Source organism: Colwellia sp. F1 (assembly GCF_056238625.1).
In genome coordinates this window covers 41,689-60,950 of record NZ_JBWDLI010000014.1, presented here as the reverse complement: position 1 = coordinate 60,950, position 19,262 = coordinate 41,689, and the positions used below count along the sequence as shown (strand labels likewise).

At 38.7% G+C, this 19,262-nt stretch carries 12 protein-coding genes; 5 read left to right on the top strand and 7 right to left on the bottom strand.

The window, feature by feature from the left end:
• Positions 1-151 precede the first annotated feature (151 nt).
• Positions 152-976, top strand: coding sequence for a PEP-CTERM/exosortase system-associated acyltransferase (locus AC0UA9_RS13520; protein WP_475660630.1), 825 nt, complete (start codon positions 152-154; stop codon positions 974-976).
• 60 nt (positions 977-1,036) lie between these two features.
• On the opposite strand, the gene prsT (AC0UA9_RS13515) is transcribed toward AC0UA9_RS13520, so the two are convergent.
• The 3 genes from prsT (AC0UA9_RS13515) to AC0UA9_RS13505 form a co-directional block, all read right to left on the bottom strand.
• Positions 1,037-3,784, bottom strand: a complete 2,748-nt coding sequence (gene prsT / locus AC0UA9_RS13515; RefSeq protein ID WP_475660629.1) for an XrtA/PEP-CTERM system TPR-repeat protein PrsT — start codon at positions 3,782-3,784, stop codon at positions 1,037-1,039.
• A 138-nt stretch (positions 3,785-3,922) separates the two neighbouring features.
• Positions 3,923-5,347, bottom strand: coding sequence for a phosphohexomutase domain-containing protein (locus AC0UA9_RS13510; RefSeq protein WP_475660628.1), 1,425 nt, complete (start codon positions 5,345-5,347; stop codon positions 3,923-3,925).
• Positions 5,337-6,731, bottom strand: a complete 1,395-nt coding sequence (locus tag AC0UA9_RS13505) for a mannose-1-phosphate guanylyltransferase/mannose-6-phosphate isomerase (protein WP_475660667.1) — start codon at positions 6,729-6,731, stop codon at positions 5,337-5,339. The genes AC0UA9_RS13510 and AC0UA9_RS13505 overlap by 11 nt, the downstream gene beginning before the upstream one ends.
• A 195-nt stretch (positions 6,732-6,926) precedes the next feature.
• Here AC0UA9_RS13505 and AC0UA9_RS13500 point away from each other — a divergent pair, with 195 nt between their 5' ends.
• Positions 6,927-8,558: an FAD-binding oxidoreductase gene (locus AC0UA9_RS13500; protein WP_475660627.1), complete on the top strand. Its 1,632-nt coding sequence runs from the start codon at positions 6,927-6,929 to the stop codon at positions 8,556-8,558.
• A 235-nt stretch (positions 8,559-8,793) separates the two neighbouring features.
• The gene (locus AC0UA9_RS13495) at positions 8,794-9,687 is read left to right on the top strand and encodes a PEP-CTERM sorting domain-containing protein (protein WP_475660626.1); all 894 of its coding nucleotides are present in this window, start codon (positions 8,794-8,796) and stop codon (positions 9,685-9,687) included.
• A 294-nt stretch (positions 9,688-9,981) separates the two neighbouring features.
• Here the strand turns inward: AC0UA9_RS13495 and prsT (AC0UA9_RS13490) are convergent, their stop codons facing one another.
• A complete protein-coding gene (gene prsT, locus AC0UA9_RS13490; protein WP_475660625.1) occupies positions 9,982-12,633 on the bottom strand; it encodes an XrtA/PEP-CTERM system TPR-repeat protein PrsT in 2,652 nt (883 codons plus the stop codon).
• A 377-nt stretch (positions 12,634-13,010) separates the two neighbouring features.
• Here prsT (AC0UA9_RS13490) and xrt point away from each other — a divergent pair, with 377 nt between their 5' ends.
• Positions 13,011-14,411: an exosortase gene (gene xrt / locus AC0UA9_RS13485; RefSeq protein ID WP_475660624.1), complete on the top strand. Its 1,401-nt coding sequence runs from the start codon at positions 13,011-13,013 to the stop codon at positions 14,409-14,411.
• A gap of 27 nt (positions 14,412-14,438) precedes the next feature.
• Here xrt and AC0UA9_RS13480 read toward each other — a convergent pair whose 3' ends face one another.
• The 3 genes from AC0UA9_RS13480 to AC0UA9_RS13470 are packed head-to-tail and all read right to left on the bottom strand — an operon-like array spanning position 14,439 to position 18,028.
• On the bottom strand, positions 14,439-15,980 hold the full coding sequence (locus tag AC0UA9_RS13480) for a hypothetical protein (protein ID WP_475660623.1): 1,542 nt from the start codon (positions 15,978-15,980) through the stop codon (positions 14,439-14,441).
• A complete protein-coding gene (locus AC0UA9_RS13475) occupies positions 15,973-16,983 on the bottom strand; it encodes an endonuclease/exonuclease/phosphatase family protein (RefSeq protein WP_475660622.1) in 1,011 nt (336 codons plus the stop codon). The genes AC0UA9_RS13480 and AC0UA9_RS13475 overlap by 8 nt, the downstream gene beginning before the upstream one ends.
• Positions 16,961-18,028: a glycosyltransferase family 4 protein gene (locus AC0UA9_RS13470; RefSeq protein WP_475660621.1), complete on the bottom strand. Its 1,068-nt coding sequence runs from the start codon at positions 18,026-18,028 to the stop codon at positions 16,961-16,963. The genes AC0UA9_RS13475 and AC0UA9_RS13470 overlap by 23 nt, the downstream gene beginning before the upstream one ends.
• Positions 18,029-18,155: 127 nt before the next feature.
• On the opposite strand from AC0UA9_RS13470, the gene AC0UA9_RS13465 reads away from it, so the two are divergent.
• Positions 18,156-19,259: a glycosyltransferase family 4 protein gene (locus tag AC0UA9_RS13465; protein WP_475660620.1), complete on the top strand. Its 1,104-nt coding sequence runs from the start codon at positions 18,156-18,158 to the stop codon at positions 19,257-19,259.
• Positions 19,260-19,262: the final 3 nt, after the last annotated feature.

The window sequence follows — 19,262 nt, the reverse complement described above, 5'->3', positions numbered from 1 at the left end:
GATGTCTCACCTTGTAAAGCGTAGAAGCGATACCGGCAAAAAAATTAGCTGTCGGTTATACTTTTTTCTTACTGGGTATTTAGTTAACATACGCTAGAATTTTTATAAGTGGCTGTTACCATTGACACTAACATGACAACTTGGAAATAAAATGAACTGGAATAAGCGCCTGTTAAACACTCCTATTATTGGCAATATTACAAAAAAAGTCGCCTCAATTAAAGTGAGTCGTGACGCCTATAATATTACTGAACATTTTAGTCGTTTTTTAGAGCCCCAGGTTGCTGTTAATGACGGCTTAAAGGAAGAGGCTTTTAAAATACGCCACAATGTTTATTGTGAGGAGTTGGCATTTGAGGATATAAAAGCCGGTGGCCAAGAAAGCGATGAATTTGATAGCCAATCGATTTTCTCTCTGATTAAACACAAGCCGTCTGACACATATACGAGCTGTGTACGCATAGTAAGAATTCAACAAGAAGAGCAAGTTTTACCCATTGAAAAGTTTTGCCTTGACTCAATAACAAATGAAGCACTTCACCCTAAACACTTTAAACGTTCTGAAATTGCTGAAATTTCACGGTTAGCGGTAAAGTCTGACTTTAGACGCCGTAGAACCGACCAATTTAAAGGCTCTGCTACCGGTGTTATTCAAGAAAAAAACTACTCTGAGATTGAATTACGCTGCTTCCCTTTTATTGCTATTGGTTTATATATGGCTGCCGCAACCATGGCGATAAACACAGGTATTAAGCATGTATACGTAATGATGGAGCCACGGTTAGCCCGTAGTATGAAATTTGTTGGTATAAATTTTCAGCCCCTTGGTGAGCCTATTGAATACCATGGTTTAAGAGCGCCATATTATATCACCCCAGAAGTATTTCTTGCTAACTTATCACCTGGTTTTCAAAATTTATATCAATCAATAGAACAGGATATTAGCCAACAATTGCTCAATATACCGTCACAGTAATCATTCACGAGTAAGAAGGCTACCAAAAACGGTAGGCCTTTCTTCCTCAAAGCACTACTATTACTTCAACAGGTGCTGCTTTCTCTTTTTTTGCGTTTCCGTTATGACATTAAGCTCTGATAAAAGCAACTGAGCTTCGTCGTTGTTATTGTTGGCCATCAATATCTCTGCAAGGTTTAAGGCAATCTCTATGTCTTGCCCTTTTGCTAATTCATAGGCCTCTTTTACTTTAACTAAAGCCGCCACTTTTTTTCCTGACTTAAATAAGATTTGAGCATAAGTATCAGCAACATTCGCCACTTCACTATTAATACTATAGGCTTGTTTAATGTATTCTAACGCCTGAACAAATTTTCCTTGATCCATATAAAGCCAAGCTAGATTATTTAAAACAACAATATTGTTTGGCATAACAGTTATCAGCTTTTCATATTCGGCCACCGCCTTATCTTGCTGGTCAGCTAAGTATAAGTTGGCCAAGCTTAAACTAACTCTCGGACTAATTTGCTGGTTTAATTCAACATTAGCGCTGTGCTGCTCTAGTAAGGTGATAGCTTCAGACTTTTGCTTATTGCCCTCTAATGCAAAGGCTAGGTAGGTTGCATTGGCATTGCTAGGTTTTATTTTGTATAACTGGTTTAATTTAGGTATTGCCGCTGAGAACTCTTTGTTAAGCAGTAAAATACGCCCTTCAATACCTGCCAGTAAGTCTGGGTTGAGATCAAATTCCTTCAGTGTCTGCGTCAATAACTTAGCGTCATTAGCACGATTATTATCGAGCAAAACTTGCATTTTTATTAAGTGTAGCATGACATTATTAGGGTGCTTTTTTAAAGCGCTCTGTAAAACACTTAATGCTCTGTCGGGTGATCTTTTGTTAACCCAATAGTCTGCTAAGAGTAATACGGGGTCAATATGATACGGACTGACTTTATGCCACTTGTCTAAGATCAAAAATATGTCTTTGCCGGCATCTTGTTCGGCATTTGCGGCCAGTAATAACTGCCAATAGCGTTTAGGTGTTTTGGCGTTAACTTGATAACCTTCTAAGACCGAAGTGACTTGCTTAAATTGCTTTAATTGCATGTGCGCCTGCGCTAACAGAATACCGTATTGAATATTGTCGCCATGGCTTTGTTGCGCCTGGCTTAGCACTTTCAGACCAGCTTCGTCTTGATTAAACGTAAAGTATTGGCCTAATATTTCAATATTATTCGGATGAGCCTTTAGCGCTTGCTCTGCTAATAGTTTTGCTTGTTTGGTCTCTTGTTGGTAATTAGCAAGCCGTATCATTTGTATTAAGGCAAAGGCATTATTCGGCTCTACTTGTAAGCTTTTTTCTAATGCTGCTTTCCCTTGTGCCAGCTTATCTTGTTTTAAATAAATACTGGCTTGTAAGTTGTAACCACTGGCTTTTTCAGGGTATTGTGATAACCATTTATCCGCGATTTTAATAGCTCTAGGTAAATCACCTAACTTAATGGATGCAAAAGCTAGGGCAAGTTCGGCTGAGATTAATTCAGGGTTTTGTTGTAAGGCTAATTCTAGCGTTTCAACACCTGAAGGGTCATTCATCATTAACTTTAAAACACCCGACCTCGCTGTTTGCTCAGCTGTCATCTGATCAGAGCTAGCGGCATATTCCGCCATTTCTTTGGCCTCATCAAAGGCACCCACTTCTAATAACTCATAGCTTAATGTTGATAGAAACTGTGCATTGTCTGCCGTTATTGAATCATACCCCGTTAAGGTTTCACTAATATCATCAATTAAGCCCAATTTTAACTGGCTTATAGCCAACATTCTTCTTGCTGGGTGCTCAGGAGAAATATAGGGGATTAATTCCTGTAAATATTGATTACTTTGTTCATAATTTTGTAAATAAAAAGCGCTAGCACCGGCAACTAACTTCAAACTAAAAGTGTTGAAGCCTGAGTTTAATGACTGATTAGCGTATTCACTGGCCGCGGTATAATCTTTACTTTCAAAGCGCGCCACGGCTTTAATGTACTGTAAGAATGGTTGTGTTGGTATTTTTGCTAATATTGCATCAGCAATCTGCTCTGCTTCTTCGTACTGGCCATTTTTCATTAGGGCGTCAGCAATAAATAGCTCAACCTTACCTGAACTCGGTTGCTGTGCTAAGTATTGCTGAAAACTATTTACCGCTAGGGAAAAATTCTTATCGATTATCGCGATTTGCCCTTGCAACATTAACGCATCTGCATTGTTTGGGCTGGCAGTAATAATGCGCTCAACTAGTGTTCTAGCCTGATCGGTATTTTGGTTAGCAAATGCTAAGTATGCTTTGGCTAGTAAACTATAACTATCATTTGCTGATACAAGTAGGGCTTTATCCACAGCCTCTTGAGCAAGGGCCTTGTTTTCAGTACGTAATGCTGCCATTGTCTTGTAGGCAAGAAATTGAGTACTGGAGGGAGACAAAAGCTTTGCTTGTTCACTCAGTGATAAAATATCTTCATCGTACTCAATTAACATATAGGCGCGTGCTAATAATGGCAACACTTTGTCTGCAGGATACTTTAATCGATTAGCAATCGCTAACTCTTTTTCCGCGCTTTTTGCATCACCTTCATTTAAATAAAGCTGACCTAACAAGAACCGTGCTTGCGCATTTTTAGCCTCTATTTTAAGAGCGTTTTTTAACGAAATAATCGCGGCGTTACTTTGTTTTTCAACAATCAAACTTTCAGCTTTGCTGATATATGTTTGCGCTGTTTCATTGTCACTACAGGCAGAGAGTGCCATAACAACACTTGCGCAAATCATTGATTTTAAGAAATTCATTTAACTTTCCTTTTGCGAGATAATAATAAAAATGCGCGCTTCAAACGCCACGACACTTCCCTAAAGATTCATTTGAGTATTAGGCTTGTTCCAAAAACAACAACCGCTGCAAGTGAGCTAACGCCTAGAGGCCGATATTTAGGATGATAATAGCTTTAATACTTCTTGCGCCTTTTCGTTCGTTAACGCAACACTGCCCTTTGACTCAACATTTAGCCTAACAACCGGCTCAGTATGGCTACAACGTAAATTAAAGCGCCAAGTATCAAATTCCATACTAATACCATCGGTGTTATCTATCAATAGCGCATTTTGTTGATAAAAGTTCAGCACCCGCCCAATTGCACGAGTAGGATGAGTAATATCGCGATTAATTTCTCCTGATACAGGATAAGTGGCAATGCGCGCTTGCACCAAAGACGATAATGGTTTTTTTTGCCAACAGACAAGCTCAGCAACTAATAGCCATGGGATCATGCCACTGTCGCAGTAGCCAAAATCCCGAAAATAATGATGGCCGCTCAATTCGCCTCCATAGACAGCCTGCTCACTACGCATACGCTCTTTAATAAAAGCATGCCCCGTTTTACTTTGGATCGCCTGCCCACCGGCTTGCTCAACAATGTCGATAGTATTCCAGGTTAAGCGTGGGTCATGGATAATTTTACTCGCAGGGTTTTTATTAAGAAAACTCTGAGCTAACAAACCAACAATATAATAGTTTTCAATAAATTGCCCTTGCTCATCAAATAAAAAACAACGGTCAAAATCGCCATCCCAAGCAATACCCATATCAGCGTTATGGGCAAGAACGGCTGCACTGGTGGCCGCTCTATTGTTTTTCAGCAAGGGGTTAGGAATACCATGCGGAAAACTACCATCAGGCTGATGATGTATTTTAATGAAGTTCACTACCACCTTAAGCTGCTTAAAAGTAGATTCTATGGCATCAATTGCTGGGCCAGCAGTGCCATTACCTGCATTCACAACCAATGTTAAAGGCTTATCAGGCAAGGCTAGGTTGTTAATGTTAATAAAGGTGAGTATATGTGCCGTATAGGCTTTACTAATGTCATGGGTAAATAGTTGGCCTTTTTTTACGACTTTTGAAAAAATATTTTGCTCGGCTAGGGCACGAATATCAAAAAGCCCAGTATCGCCGCTAATGGGTTTTGCATCTTCTCGCACCAGTTTCATGCCATTATAGTCAATAGGGTTATGGCTTGCGGTGACCATAATCCCGCCATCACAATGTAAATGATGAGTGGCAAAGTAAATATGCTCTGTGCCTGATAAACCTAAATCAATAACATGGGTTCCGCCGTCTATTAACCCCTTTGTCAGTGCTAACGTTAACTCTGCACTCGTTAAACGACTATCGGCACCAACAACGACTTGCTGAGCTTTTGTGTATTGAGAAAACGCACGCCCAATTCGATAGGCAATGTCTGTGTTCAATTCTTCACCGAGCTTGCCACGAATGTCATTGGCTTTGAAGCAAGACAAAGGTTGATATTGATAACAGTTACTGGAGGGAAGCACGACGGCTTTATTACCTGCCATATTTATCTTCAAAACGAATAATGTCGTCTTCACCTAAATAGCTGCCCGACTGTACTTCAATCATTTTTAGCGGGTCTTTTCCTGGGTTTTCTAAAGCATGTATAGCACCCATAGGAATATAAGTTGATTGATTTTCGCCTAGCAGACTTGTTTCACTATTTAGGGTTACTTTTGCTGTTCCTGAAACAATAATCCAGTGCTCTGCTCTATGTTGATGAGCCTGAACGGATAATTTTGCTCCTGGATTTACCGTGATCCGCTTTACTTGAAAACGCTCACCACTGTCTACCAGGTCATATTTACCCCAAGGGCGATAAACTTCACGGTGTAATATTATTTCAGAGCGCTGTTGTGTTTTTAGCTCATTAACAATGCCTTCAACTTGTTGTACTTGATCTTTATTCGCCACTAAAACCGCATCGGGGGTATTAATAACCACTAGATTGTCAACGCCTAAAGTAGCAATAAGCTTGTCTTGGCTATGTAAATAACTATTACGGGTGTTGTGCGCAATAACATCACCTTTAAGCACATTTTGCTGCAAGTCTTGTTGGCCTAATTGCCAAAGCGCTGAATAAGAACCGATGTCACTCCAACCAGCACTTAAGGGGACAACAATTGCATCTGTGGTGTTTTCCATTACGGCATAATCAATAGACTCACCTGGGCACTGTAAAAAAGCTTGACGGTCTGGCCGGATAAAGTCTACATCCACTTTTACCTTGCTCATCGCTTTTTGACAGGCGGCTAAAATACTAGGCCTACACCGTGTTAACTCTGCAAGGTAACGGCTTGCTTTAAATAAAAACATACCGCTATTCCATAAGTATTCCCCAGCGGCTAGGTAACCTTGCGCTGTTATTTTATCTGGTTTTTCAACAAACTGTGCTACTTCAAATGTATTACAATTTTGCTCGCTACCCCATGGACTGCCCTTTTTGATGTAACCATACCCTGTTTCTGCATGCGTAGGTTCAACACCAAAAGTCACTAGCTTTTCTTGTTGTGCAGCATTGACAGCAACATTAATTGCTTGATGAAATTGTTCAACATTTTTAATAACATGGTCGGCTGCTAATACTAATAATAAAGGGTCTTCATTTTTCTTTAACGCGTTAAGCGCAGCCAAGGCGACTGCTGGCGCAGTATTTTTCCCCTGAGGCTCAAGTAGTATACTGGCATTATCACAATTAACTTGCTTAATCTGCTCAGCCACTAAAAAACGATGCTCTTCATTGCAAACAAATAGCGGTGCTTCTTGACCCACTGGCAACCGAGCTAAAGTATCTTGCAACAAGCTAGTATCATTGATTAACGAAATAAACTGCTTAGGATGCTCTGCTCTTGAGAGTGGCCATAAGCGTGTACCACTGCCCCCGCACATAATGACAGGTATAATTTTTAGCTTAGCGTTATGAAGATAATCCACTGAGTTCTCATTAGATAATATAATTAGTCGATTACTCAAAAGTAACAGCGCCGTACTTGCTTACTTTTGTTTAATACGTGCAAAACAATTAATCTTCACCCTATAATATAATTATTGAATTAAAATAAACCAAAAGATATCGGGTGAAACATGGACAAACTAATAGAGGCGTTAACAACAATAGTTGGCATTGACTATGTTACTTCGAATGATAACCAATTAGTTCCCTATAACCAAGGCACTTTTCCTAGCAAGCACAGTAATGTACTTGTGGTTGAGCCAAGCAATAGTGAAGCAATAAAAGCAATACTTGCGGCAATTCACGAATACAATACGGCACAAAATACACCTGGCAAAAAAGCGGCTTTATATACCGTGAGCTCAGGTAAAAACTGGGGCTATTCCGCACAAGAACCCAGCTTTGATAATGCTGTTTTATTAAAGCTGAGCAGGCTTAAAACCATCGAAAACTACGACAGTAAGCAAGGCTCAGTTACAGTTTCTGCTGGTATTACTCAGCAAGAACTTTATGATTTTTTACAAACACAAGGAGGTGACTTTTGGATGGATGCTACCGGCTCCTCTCCCCATTGTAGCATTATCGGCAATACACTAGAGCGAGGGTTTGGCCATACCACCTATGGTGATCATTTTGATAAGGTGTGTAACTTTGAAATTATTCTAGCCGATGGCACTACTATCAATACTGGCTTTAAGCAATTTTCGAAAAATGGCATTACCCCTGTGGCTGCCAATTGTTATAAGTGGGGTATTGGCCCTTACGTTGATGGGTTATTTACTCAATCAAACTTAGGTATTGTCACTAAAATGACAATTTGGCTACTGCCAAAACCTGAGTATTTTGAAGCTTTTTTTATTAGTATTAATAACAATGAAAAACTCCCCTTGCTTATTGATGCGCTACAGCCTTTAAAGTTAAATGGCATAATAAAAAGTGCGGCGCATATTGGTAATGATCACAAAGCGATACAAGCACTGAGCTTCTACCCTTGGGAGAAGTCCAAAGGACAAACGCCACTACCAGAGGCGTTAAAAGCACAATTAAAGAAACAATTTATGATCAGCAGTTGGAGCGTGTCCGGTGCTTTTTACGGCACCAAAGCTGAAGTAAAGGTTTGGAAGAAAATATTAAAGTCAGCGGTTAAAGGTATTGCTGATGATGTTAAATTTATTGACGAATTTACCCTTAAAGTTGCCATAAAAATGAAGTCAGTGTTGAGTTTTATTACACCGATAGATTTCAATACTAATGTACCCTTACTTGAAAAGATATTTCGTCTAAAGCAAGGGATTCCAACTCATTACTTTATTCCAAGTAGCTATTGGCGTAAAAAAACACCCCCTACACTGACCAACAATATTGACCCTACTCAGGACAATGTTGGCCTACTCTGGCTTGCACCCATAGCGCCTATTGACGGCAAGCATGTAAAAATAATGTCTGATATTATTTTTGATATTCAAATAAAATATGGCTTCGAGCCCGGTTTATCCATAACTTTATTGACCGAAAGAACCCTAGACTGTGTTATATCTCTGGTTTATGATCGTGAGGTTGAAGGGGAAGATGCAAAGGCACTTGCTTGTCATGATGAGTTATTTGAAACCCTAACTAATAAAGGTTACTTTCCTTATCGGCTTTCTAGCCATGCCCACGATGCTTATGAGAAAATTGACAGTTCACTCATACCGCAATTAAAAAAAATAAAGCAAGCCCTTGATAAAGAAAGCATCTTGTCACCAAATAAATATGGTATTTAAAGGAGCCTTTACTCTTAATGGTGTTGTGAATCCGTAGCTCTTGCTTAATTAACGTCTATATTTTAACCGAACTACCCCATTATAAGCTGTCAGAATTTTTTACATTAATATTTAATTTACATTTAATTCACAAGCAAAACATTTAAAATCAGCAACTTAAAATGTTGGCATGGAATGCGCATGCTAGTATTAAGAAATCATAATCGTGTATTTCACATGGAATTGGAGAGAAAAAATGAAATTGACTAATTTATCAAAAAGTGTAATCGCAGCTTCAGCTCTTACTGTTGCCTCTTTTGGTGCAAATGCCTCTGTTATCGCTGAATCATCTATTGACGTAAACGATTTAACAGTTACTATTTATGACGCAGATAAAAATGTATTATTACCTGGGCCTGCGCCTACGGGGTTTGAATTAGAGAATGTTGGCATTTCTTTTAATGGGACTAATGTAAGCACTACATTAGACGGTAATACCGACGGTGATTCATTCGGTACACTGATTACTGACCCTTTTGCCCCTTTAACTGTTGATTTAAACTCTAATCAAACAGATGGCACTAGCAATGCTGATGCGCATTCAGGTATCACGGGTAATATTTTTGCCGTTGGTGGTGCAGATGGTAGTACAAGTGGTAGCGTAGGTGCTTATGGTAACTCTAGCACTGATGCAAACTCGCAAATCATTAACAACTTAGAAGCTTCATTTACTTTTGGCCCTACGGCTGATGGTTTTGCTCGCATTAACTTTGATTGGCTGTGGTCAACTTTTGTCAATGTATTCGACGAAGGTGGTGAAGGTGTAGCAGATTGGGGCTTAACAGTTACTTTAAATGAATATGGTTGTTTTGCTTGTACCCCTTTATTTAATTTTGATCTAAATAGCATTCTGCCTTCACAAACAGGTACGTATAATAAAGTGGGTGACTTGTTAGATGAAACTGCAGGTAACTCTGTAGATTCTGGTTTAATTACCCTAGAAGGTAATACGTTATATACATTAGAAATTGCACAATCTTCAAATGCTGCAGCGCTTTCTAAAGCGACTGTGCCAGAGCCAACGTCAGTTGCAATTTTAGGCCTTGGTTTATTAGGTTTAGCAAGTGCTTCACGTCGCCGTAAAGCTTAATACCTTACACTTAATAGTTTACTAAGTATGAAAGTAAACTAACAAAAGTTAACCAGTAAAAAGCCTTCTATATGAAGGCTTTTTTGTGCATGTTTTCACGCACCTAGATGAATTGAACGTTTTATCACTATTAAATCTGGCATAAACGACACCTTGCTCTAACAAAGGGCATGACTACACAGAGCATGAGCAAATAAAGCTAAGTAGATTTTTTAAAAGTGTTGTAAGGTTAGTGGCATTCATTATGCTCCTCGTATTGTTCGGTAGGAGGAGCATCTTAAGGTGAATAAAGGTCTACTCTTCTGCGGCTTGCTTATAATGTTTCATGATTTCTTTATCATTAGGGGCTAACGCTGTGGCTTGACTTAACAGGGCAAGTGCTTTTTGTTTATTACCTAGTTTCAAATGAATTAAGCCAGCAGTATCTAATATTTTAGGGTGCTGTCCATTTAACGCTAACGCTCTATTAATTAATGACTCGGCTGCAGCATAATGCGTTAATTGATATTCTACCCAAGCAAGGTTGTTTAGCCAGGATAAATTGTTTGGCTCAGACGTTAATAACACTTCGTAATGCTTCTTTGCTAACATCGGCTCATAATGAATTGCACTTTCAGCCAAGAGTTTTCGTGAAAGCTTGTCTGTTGGATGCGCCTCTACGTGTTGTTGAATAAAATCAAACGCTGCTTTTGTTTGCCCTAACTTTTTATATGTCGCAAATAAGAGTGATGAATTATAAGGGCTGGGAAATACTTTATATAATGCTATTAAACCAGAAAGGGCTTGTTCAAACTTACCTTCTGTTAACCATATTTTACCTTGTAACCCTTTTACTAATGGCTGTGCTTTCTGCTCTTTTGTCAGTTGATCAATTTGTCTTTGTGCCTCTTTAAGTTTTTGCACTAAAATAAGGTAGTTAATACGCATAACACTAAACTGGTTATCCTCTGGTGCCCTTATCAGTGCTTGGTCAACAGTTAAGAGCGCGCCACGATAGTCAGTCAGTTTTTCTTGTAAGGCTACTTTTCTTAACCAAGCCATTCTTTGTTGTGGTTGGGCTTTAATCCAGTCGTCGTAAATAGCCAGTGCTTCTGTATGCTTTTTAAGTTTTACATAACTGTCACCAAGTAATAGCCATTGCTCTGGCGGCATTGTGGCTCTATCATTACTTTGCGACAATAAGCCTATAACATCGTCAAAGCGCTCTTCTATAAACAATACTCGAGCATAAAGTAAACGGTATGAAATATTGCTTTGTTGGGCAGTAAAGCTATCTGCTATTTTTTTAATGCCTGCATCAGGCTTATCTAACACTTTATGGGCACGGTAATTCAACGCTAACGCCGCCAAATGATTAGGTGCTGCCTCAAAAAGTTTATCAAGTAGCTCTATTGACTCTTTCGGTTTTTCAGCAACAAAAGCGTTATTAGCAAAGTACAATAGCGATAGTGCATTATGCGGTTCAATGGTTAAGGCACGATTAAACTCAGCTTCTGCCGCGCTAATGTTATTGTTAAGCAACTGTACTTTTGCTGCTAAGTTATAACCTTCAACCTTGTCAGGCTCTGACTCTTGCCACTGTTTAGCTAGAGTTAATGCCTTGTCATAGGCTTTTGTTGTTATATAGGCTGAAGCTAATGCTATTCTAGCCATAGGTAGCTCTGGGTTAATCTCAATCGCTTTTTCTAAATTTGTTAGCCCATCTAAGTCATTCATCGACAGCTTTAAAATACCTACTTTTGCCACCTCTTGTGAGTTATTACTAGCAAGGTCATCGGCTTTCGCTAATAGTTTTTTAGCTTCGTCTACCTTTCCAGCTTGTAATAGCTCAAAACTGGCGGTAGTAAATAAGTTAATATCATCTGGCGTTAAACCTTCAAGTGTTGCTAACGTATCCCCGGCGTTAGAACTGTAACCTAGTTGCATTTGCACTAACGCCAAAACGCGTTGAATCGTATGGGTAGCGGGTAATACGTCAGACAAGGTTGATAAATATTGATGCGCGGCTTCATACTGCTCTAATTTAAAGGCGCTTAACCCTGCAATCACTCGGTTAGCTGGTGTATTTAAACCATTTTGAATGGCTTTTTTTGTATGAGTTAATGCTTGCGTATAGTCAGACTTTTGATACTCAACCACACCTTTAAGTTGATTAGAAAACGGATGCTCTGGCGCTGCTTTTAATAGGAAGTCTAACTGCGTATTTGCTAAGGTAAATTGTTCATTTTTAATATAAGTATTCGCTAAAAATAGCCTTATCTGTAAATCATGGGGCATTAATTGATGGTATTGATTAAAGGCTTCAAGTGCTTGAACATATTCCTTATTGGCAAAATGTAATTGTCCTTTTAATAACAGCGCTTCAATTAAATCAGGTGCGATGGCTAATATTTTATCAATATTGCTTAAAGCCCCCTTAATATCATCTGATCCTGCTTTTAAATAGGCATCGCCTAATTGACTATAAATAGACTCTGTGGATAATTCATTTGCTTGGAGTAAAGATAACCTTGCCTTCTCACCTTGGCCTAACCGATCATAAGCTAAATATTGATAAAGCAGTACTGCTGGAGTAGCCTCTTCAAGCTCACTAATTAACGTAAGCATTTCATCGTTTTTCTTTTGTAGGTTAAGTGCTTTTAGCAACTTAGGTAATATTGTCTTTATATCACCCGTTAAATCTAGCGCTCGCTTGAGTTCTTTTTCTGCCGCGACAGCATCCCCCCTGTTTAAATATAATGAACCAAGTAACATACGGGCTTCAGCATTTTGTAAGTCAACGCGTACAGCATTTTTCAAGGCGATAATAGCGGCTTCATTTTGTGAGTTTGTTATATTATTTTTCGCAACACTCAAATACTCTGCTGATGTTTTATCTGGCGAACAAGCGCTTACACTTAAAGCAACACATACTGCCAATGCAATTCTGTTATTAATAAATTTCATAGCTTCCCTTTCTTTTTCATTTAATTTATTGCTGATTTAAACGCAGTACGACTTTTAGCATTATCAAGCTGTTAATATATCACTAAGTATATACCATTACTGAGTCATTGAGTTTAAACAAGCCCTTCGTAATCAATTAAGACCACTCAAATGTAATGATGCATTATTCATCGATAATATCGCGATTTGTGCTACATGTGTATCGCTTTACGAATAAAAAAATACTATAACAGGCAGTAACTGTTACACTTAATTATTGGTAAGTTTCCATCACTGTTGATAAAGTATTAACAGTTATACTATTACTAATATCTATTTGTATAAGTTTAATCAGACGACCTTCTAATGGAACTAAGGGCTGCAAAGTAAATAATTCAATGAATAGCAATAAAAACAAAGCACCATCAACACATTCACTGCTCCCTTTTTTGGGTATCTGCCTATTATTTGTCGTGTTAAGCCTGCTAAATATTCCTATTGTAGCAACACTGCTACGCCATAGCTTTGATGATGGAACTTATTCACACGCCTTTTTAATTCCATTTATTGTTTTATATTTATTTTACCAATTATCTAAAAGTGGCAAGCTAGTCTTTAGGAAAAAGCTCTCGGTATTGTCAACTGTATTGATGGCCTCTAGTGGTGCACTGTTATTTATTACCAGTAATGCACAAATAAGCTTAGGTTATTGGTTTGCTATCATGGCATTGACAGTGTCTAGTTTAATTGTCTTGTTTAACTTTAGCTGGGTAATAATATTTCCCGCAGCCTTTTTAGCCTTTATTTTTCCTTTTTGGGGAGTGTTAGTACCGCTTTTGCAAAATCTCTCTATTGCTGCTGTCACGTATATTATGAGTTTTACTGGCATACCCACTTTTGTTGAAGCAGAGTATATTACGATTCCTGCTGGGGTATTTGAAATTGCAGATGGCTGTTCTGGCTTGCGTTATTTTATTGTCTCGCTTGCTATAAGTTCTCTTTTTATCTTCCTGTATATCAAAAATATAAAGCGAGCGGCATTATTTTTTGCTGTCGCTATCTTAGGGGCGTTAATCACTAACTGGATCAGAATAGCTGCGCTGATTGTGATTGGTGATTACACCAACATGGAAAGTAGCTTAATGGAAGATCATAATGCTTTTGGTTGGTATATTTACATCCCCTTTATGCTGCTGCTATTTAAGTGGGGTAACACACTAGTTGATACGGATATACTGGCAAATACCCTTGAGCATACGCCATTAACACGCCCTAAATTTTCAGTAATACTTGTCTTATTTACCATACTAATTTTGTCATCAACCACGATTAAATCATTTTTAAATCATACTGCAAGCGTTCAAAGTACAAACACAGCGCAAACAAACGGCATTTTCCCCACTGTATTTTATTACTCTAATATGGTTACACAGCCACTAAAACACCAGGATAATATATATCAAATATATACGTTTGACGGCAGTGATCTCGATGGTAAGCCCAGTTTTTATAATAACAATATGCTGCCATCTACTTATAAACTCACTGGCTCAAAAGTAGTGGACCATTGGAATGTCCATTACGCACAATCACAAAGCAATAATGCCGTTATCTTATTTAAATATGAGCTCGATCATAGCACGTATACCAAGTTACCTGCGCTCAAAGTGGCAAGACTTAAGAAAGCCTTAATCAATATTAATAATACTAAGTTACATTGGGTTTACTTAACTTGTGAAAATGATTGTGAACGTGCTATCAATAACTTTTTAAAAAACACTGAGTCGCTGGGTTATTAATAACAACTAAAATCAGGTATAAAATCGCTAGTGCAATAACTGCGCGACTAACCACGGTAAATCACTGGTTGAAGAATACATCCAAGCAAAGCGTCGAGGTGGCATTAGGGTCCAGTACTGGGGCAGCTCTTGCTCGGCCTGTAATTTTTTGTACGGACCTTTGCACTGTTCTACAAAGGCACTAAACAACGCTTTAACCATAAAATCATCTGCGCGGTTTTGTTGTTTAACATAAACAGACTTACCTAACAAAGCTGCTACATCACAAGTGTGTTGAGGATCAGTCCATTGATTTAATTCCTCTTGTGAAGGTTTATCCATTGACGCTAAATACTTAGGGATAACCATCTTATTAACGCGCTTATCACCAAAATATATACCATGATTTAAAATAAAATCACCAAATGCATCCAGTAGTGCTGCTGATTTTTTATCACCTGTTAAACGGTAATAGCGCCACAATGCATCCCCGAGTAATGCCATCATCCAGGGTGAACAAGCTGCGCTATCGCTACCCCAGCCCTCATGTGATTTAAAACTATGTTGCGGGCACCCACGTAATGGCCAGTTATTTTTAGGATTGAAGGTCATTTGAACTGTGGCTTCTATAATGGCATTGATACGCGCTAGCGCTTGTTTATCGCCCGTTAATTCCCAGTAGGTTACGGCTACATTTAATGCCGTTGCTTGATTACGCTCGGTCCAAAAGCCACGGGATAACCTATACGCTTCATCCCAACCTAGAGAGTAATGAAATATTTTCTTTAAGGCGTTTAATGCTGTTTTGTCACCGGTTAATAAATATTGACTGGCTAAGCCCCTAGGCATTAAGTATTTAAAATCAAGACGCTTTATTAAGGTGAATTGCCCGTTATCATCAATATGTTGTTTGTAAAAGTTAACTAATGCATTACCTTGTTTTAACCACTGCTTATCCTCTGTCATAATAAATAATTGGTACATGGCTTGTGGGCGGTCATAGAGCCACTGAGCCGCACGTGTTGGCGGGTAACCCTTGGCTTTTAAAGCTTCCTTATTCGTAATGAAGTGCGCATATTGTATTTGTGGTAAGACGTACCAATCTACAGCATAACTTTGCCTCATAGGATGTAACAACAAACTTTCCCTTAACCATTCTTTTGACGGGTAAACTAAGTTTGCTGTGCTATTTTGGTTAAACACGGTGTTCAAGCCAACCGTTGAACTGAATGAAGTGCCTGTTACACTTTTTGTCGACTGATTAGACCATGTTAACGACAGTTTTCCTGAAAAAGAGTTAAGCAGGGTTGCGTCTATTAATATTGTTCTCACAAAACGTTGAGCTTGCCTATTAGGCCAATATGTCATCGGATAAAAACTTGACTCTATTATGGCGCCCTTATATTTAAGACTTAAAATTGCTTGTGCAGATATGGCTTCATTAGGGACTGGCAATAGCAACAAAGTAGACTCACCCTCTGGTGAAACTGTAAATTCAATGGTATTACTGGTACTTGTTGCAGCTATACTCCCCCAACTAGTGCAGCTAGTGCAGATAAAAATTAACCAGTACGCTAACATTTTATTCATGCGAACTCTCATCAGAAAAGCTGACCACTGATACTATAGGTTGGTGATCACCCAATAAAGTGTCAAGCAATTTCACACTGTGAAGTGTTAGGCCATCTGAATATAAAAGGTGGTCAATACGCGCACCATGCCATGACGTTTTTTTAGTATAGTTCAAGCCAAACCCCGCATAGCCTATTGCGTTATTCATCAATGAAAAGTATTGACGGTAAATATTCTCGTCTTCTAGCATGTTAAAGTCACCTGCGACAATGACTTTTTCTTGTGTGCTTAACCAAGCCGAAATTAATAAAGCTTGGTAGTGCCTGTTGTCATCTACTTTATTCGCTAATGGTTGATCCCATACTCGGTGCAAAAAGCTCATAATCACGCTGCGTGGTGTTTCCAGGTGAATATTGGCTAAAGTAAACTCCCCTTTTTTGGTTTTTACCTTATACAGCATAGCAAAGTTTCCCCAGCCATTAATGAGTGTCCGATTTAGCGCTCCTATTTCTTTAAAAGCGAGTTTACTAACAATACAAAGCCCGCCATTACAAGCGGTATGATAAGCTGAAGTAATCGCCTTGGAAAAACTCACCTTGCTAGCTTCTTGTAAAAGTAAAATGTCAGGTTGCTCTTCTTCTATAAGCAGCTCAATTTCAACCATTGAGCCACCACCAATATTGGCTTGCATAATTTTAATAGTATAGTCAGCGGTTTTTCCTGGTGCAAAATAAGAAGCATATGACGGCAATTGAAAGTCGAGGTAGTTAAAGACACCTAAAAACAATACGGGCAGTAACCGTTTCTGCTGCTTGCTTAACAAGGTAAAGAAAGTAACAACCAGTAAACTAGCTAAGAGCAACAACCATCGAGGGCCAAATAATAATAAATATTTAGGAATGATCAACCCTTGATAAGATGGCCACCAAGGTAAAGTTGAGACAGCAACAACCACTATCGCTAAACAGTAATAATAACCAGAAACAAAGCGCTGAAGGTTACGCCTGATAAAGTTGCTCATACTTTTTAGCGGTGGCTGCTAATGAAAAGTTTTCAGTAATATAAGCATAGGCATTATCCCCTAAGGCGGCCAGTTTTTGCTGATGTTCAATAAAGATTTGTAGTAGGTTCGCGAGTTTTTGATCATCGTTATAATCAAACAAATACCCTGTTTTATCGTCAATAACTAGTTTAGGGTTGCCACCAACATTGGTTGCTATTACCGGTATTTTATTCGCCATCGCCTCAATAATTACCATAGATAAGCCTTCGGTTTCAGAGGTAACGGCTAACAAATCCATATTAGAGTATATAACATCTCTATCATTCACCATACCATGAAAAAACACTTTCACAGGCCAAGATTGCTGGCTGTTATACGCTTGCAAGGCCGTTAGGCATTCACCATCACCAAAGAAATGAATTTCGAGATTTTCTTGTGTCGAAGGTGGTAGTAGCGATGCAGAGCGCAATAAGGAGAGTTGGTTTTTTAACGGGATCATCCGGCCAACAGACCCCACTCGCAACACACTTTGCTTATGTGCTTTTTTTACTGTTGGCTTAATTAGCACACCATTATCAATAACATAACTGGGCACATGTTCCCAATGGTGCGTTTGTTGAAAGTTGTCTAACCCCTCTTGCGAGACAAATGTGATGGCATCAATATATTGCACAATTTTCTTATGCAGCTTCACCCAATGCAACCCAGCTAAAGGTGCTGCGCCGTGGCGAGTATAAATAATTTTAGCCTTTAACAAGGGGAGTATCGGACGAATAAACTTTAACGCATGGTGTGTATGCACATGAATGACGTCATATTTTTTTAATTGCAAAAACACTTTTATTAACTTGATAACAAGCACATGGTTATCGTTATACACCGCAATGTTTAGTTGATGACATTCTGCTTCTAACGCTTCACCAGGTTGACCTAAAGAAACAATTAATGGTTTTGTGCCATTACTTTTTTGCACTTCACACAAGTCAATGACAAAGCGCTCTGCACCACCTATTTTTAAACTTCCAATAACATGTGCTACCTTGATCACAATACATTCATCCATTATTAATTGACTATATATTAAAAAGTCTACGGTATTCTAATGACTCAATTTCAAGGTATAATAATTGAGTTTAAATCGTATTGATACGTAGATAATAAAAATATATGACCCAAATCAAGGAAGCGATATGCCCTCAAAACCTAAAATGAAAATTTTAGAAGTCGTGCAAAGTTTAGAAAAAGGTGGTCGAACCAAAAGGTTTTCTGACACTGTTTTCGGTTTACGTGAGCATCAGCAAGACGTTACGCCATTATGCCTAAGTTCGCCCGCAGCATGGGTTAATATCCAAGATTTAACAATAATCGATCGTAAAAACCATTCAGCTATACAGTTAATATTTAAAATACGCCAACTAATTAAGCACCATCATATTCAAATTATCCATGCGCATTGTGAGCTTAGCCAACTTTATGCAGGGATTGCTGGGTTTACCTGCGGAGTGCGCACCATTGGCACTTTTCACCGCTCAGATTTAAGTAAATACCAACCCAGTAAAGTTAACACCTTGATAAAAGCCTTGCTGTCACATTATGTTGCCGTGTCGCACGACCGCTTATCATTACTCACAAAAAACTTAGCATTGCCCGCTAATAAATGTCATGTAGTACACGGTGGCGCTATAATAGAAACAGCACCAACCGAAACATCAATTAAGGCCGTTCGAAACCTATTAAAACTACCTAAAAATCAAATTGTTTTACTAAGTTTAGGCCACTTGGGCGAAATTAAAGGGCATCAAGACACCATCACCGCATTGGCGACACTATCCAAGACACATAAGCACCTACACCTATACATTGCAGGTGATGGTAGCGCTCAAGAAAAACAGGTGCTGCAAGGGTTAATTAATACATTAGCATTAACATCACATATCACCTTTTTAGGGCAAATAAATAACGCCTCTCAATGGCTTGAGGCGTGCGATATTTTTGTCCAGCCATCGATAGAAGAAGCATTTGGTTTAGTTTTTGCCGAAGCCGGCGCCAAAGGTAAAGCTGTAGTCGCGACTCATGTTGGTGGTATCAAAGAAATCATTCTTCACGAAAAAACCGGTTATTTAGTGCCACCAGCATCGCCAGAAAAATTAGCGCAAGCACTGGAAAAACTGATAAAATCACCTGATAAGCGACAAGAGTTAGGCAAGCAAGGCTACCAACGTATTTCAACACTATTTTCAATTGATAGCATGGTTAATAAATACCTTGATATTTTTAGTACCGTAGTAAAGTAAGTA

What these genes read in the sequence shown, in the direction of transcription:
- AC0UA9_RS13520 (WP_475660630.1), top strand. Translation starts at nt 152, where the DNA reads ATGAACTGGAATAAGCGCCTGTTAAACACTCCTATTATTGGCAATATT.
- prsT (WP_475660629.1), bottom strand. Translation starts at nt 3,784, where the DNA reads ATGAATTTCTTAAAATCAATGATTTGCGCAAGTGTTGTTATGGCACTC.
- AC0UA9_RS13510 (WP_475660628.1), bottom strand. Translation starts at nt 5,347, where the DNA reads ATGGCAGGTAATAAAGCCGTCGTGCTTCCCTCCAGTAACTGTTATCAA.
- AC0UA9_RS13505 (WP_475660667.1), bottom strand. Translation starts at nt 6,731, where the DNA reads ATGTGCGGGGGCAGTGGTACACGCTTATGGCCACTCTCAAGAGCAGAG.
- AC0UA9_RS13500 (WP_475660627.1), top strand. Translation starts at nt 6,927, where the DNA reads ATGGACAAACTAATAGAGGCGTTAACAACAATAGTTGGCATTGACTAT.
- AC0UA9_RS13495 (WP_475660626.1), top strand. Translation starts at nt 8,794, where the DNA reads ATGAAATTGACTAATTTATCAAAAAGTGTAATCGCAGCTTCAGCTCTT.
- prsT (WP_475660625.1), bottom strand. Translation starts at nt 12,633, where the DNA reads ATGAAATTTATTAATAACAGAATTGCATTGGCAGTATGTGTTGCTTTA.
- xrt (WP_475660624.1), top strand. Translation starts at nt 13,011, where the DNA reads ATGAATAGCAATAAAAACAAAGCACCATCAACACATTCACTGCTCCCT.
- AC0UA9_RS13480 (WP_475660623.1), bottom strand. Translation starts at nt 15,980, where the DNA reads ATGAATAAAATGTTAGCGTACTGGTTAATTTTTATCTGCACTAGCTGC.
- AC0UA9_RS13475 (WP_475660622.1), bottom strand. Translation starts at nt 16,983, where the DNA reads ATGAGCAACTTTATCAGGCGTAACCTTCAGCGCTTTGTTTCTGGTTAT.
- AC0UA9_RS13470 (WP_475660621.1), bottom strand. Translation starts at nt 18,028, where the DNA reads ATGGATGAATGTATTGTGATCAAGGTAGCACATGTTATTGGAAGTTTA.
- AC0UA9_RS13465 (WP_475660620.1), top strand. Translation starts at nt 18,156, where the DNA reads ATGCCCTCAAAACCTAAAATGAAAATTTTAGAAGTCGTGCAAAGTTTA.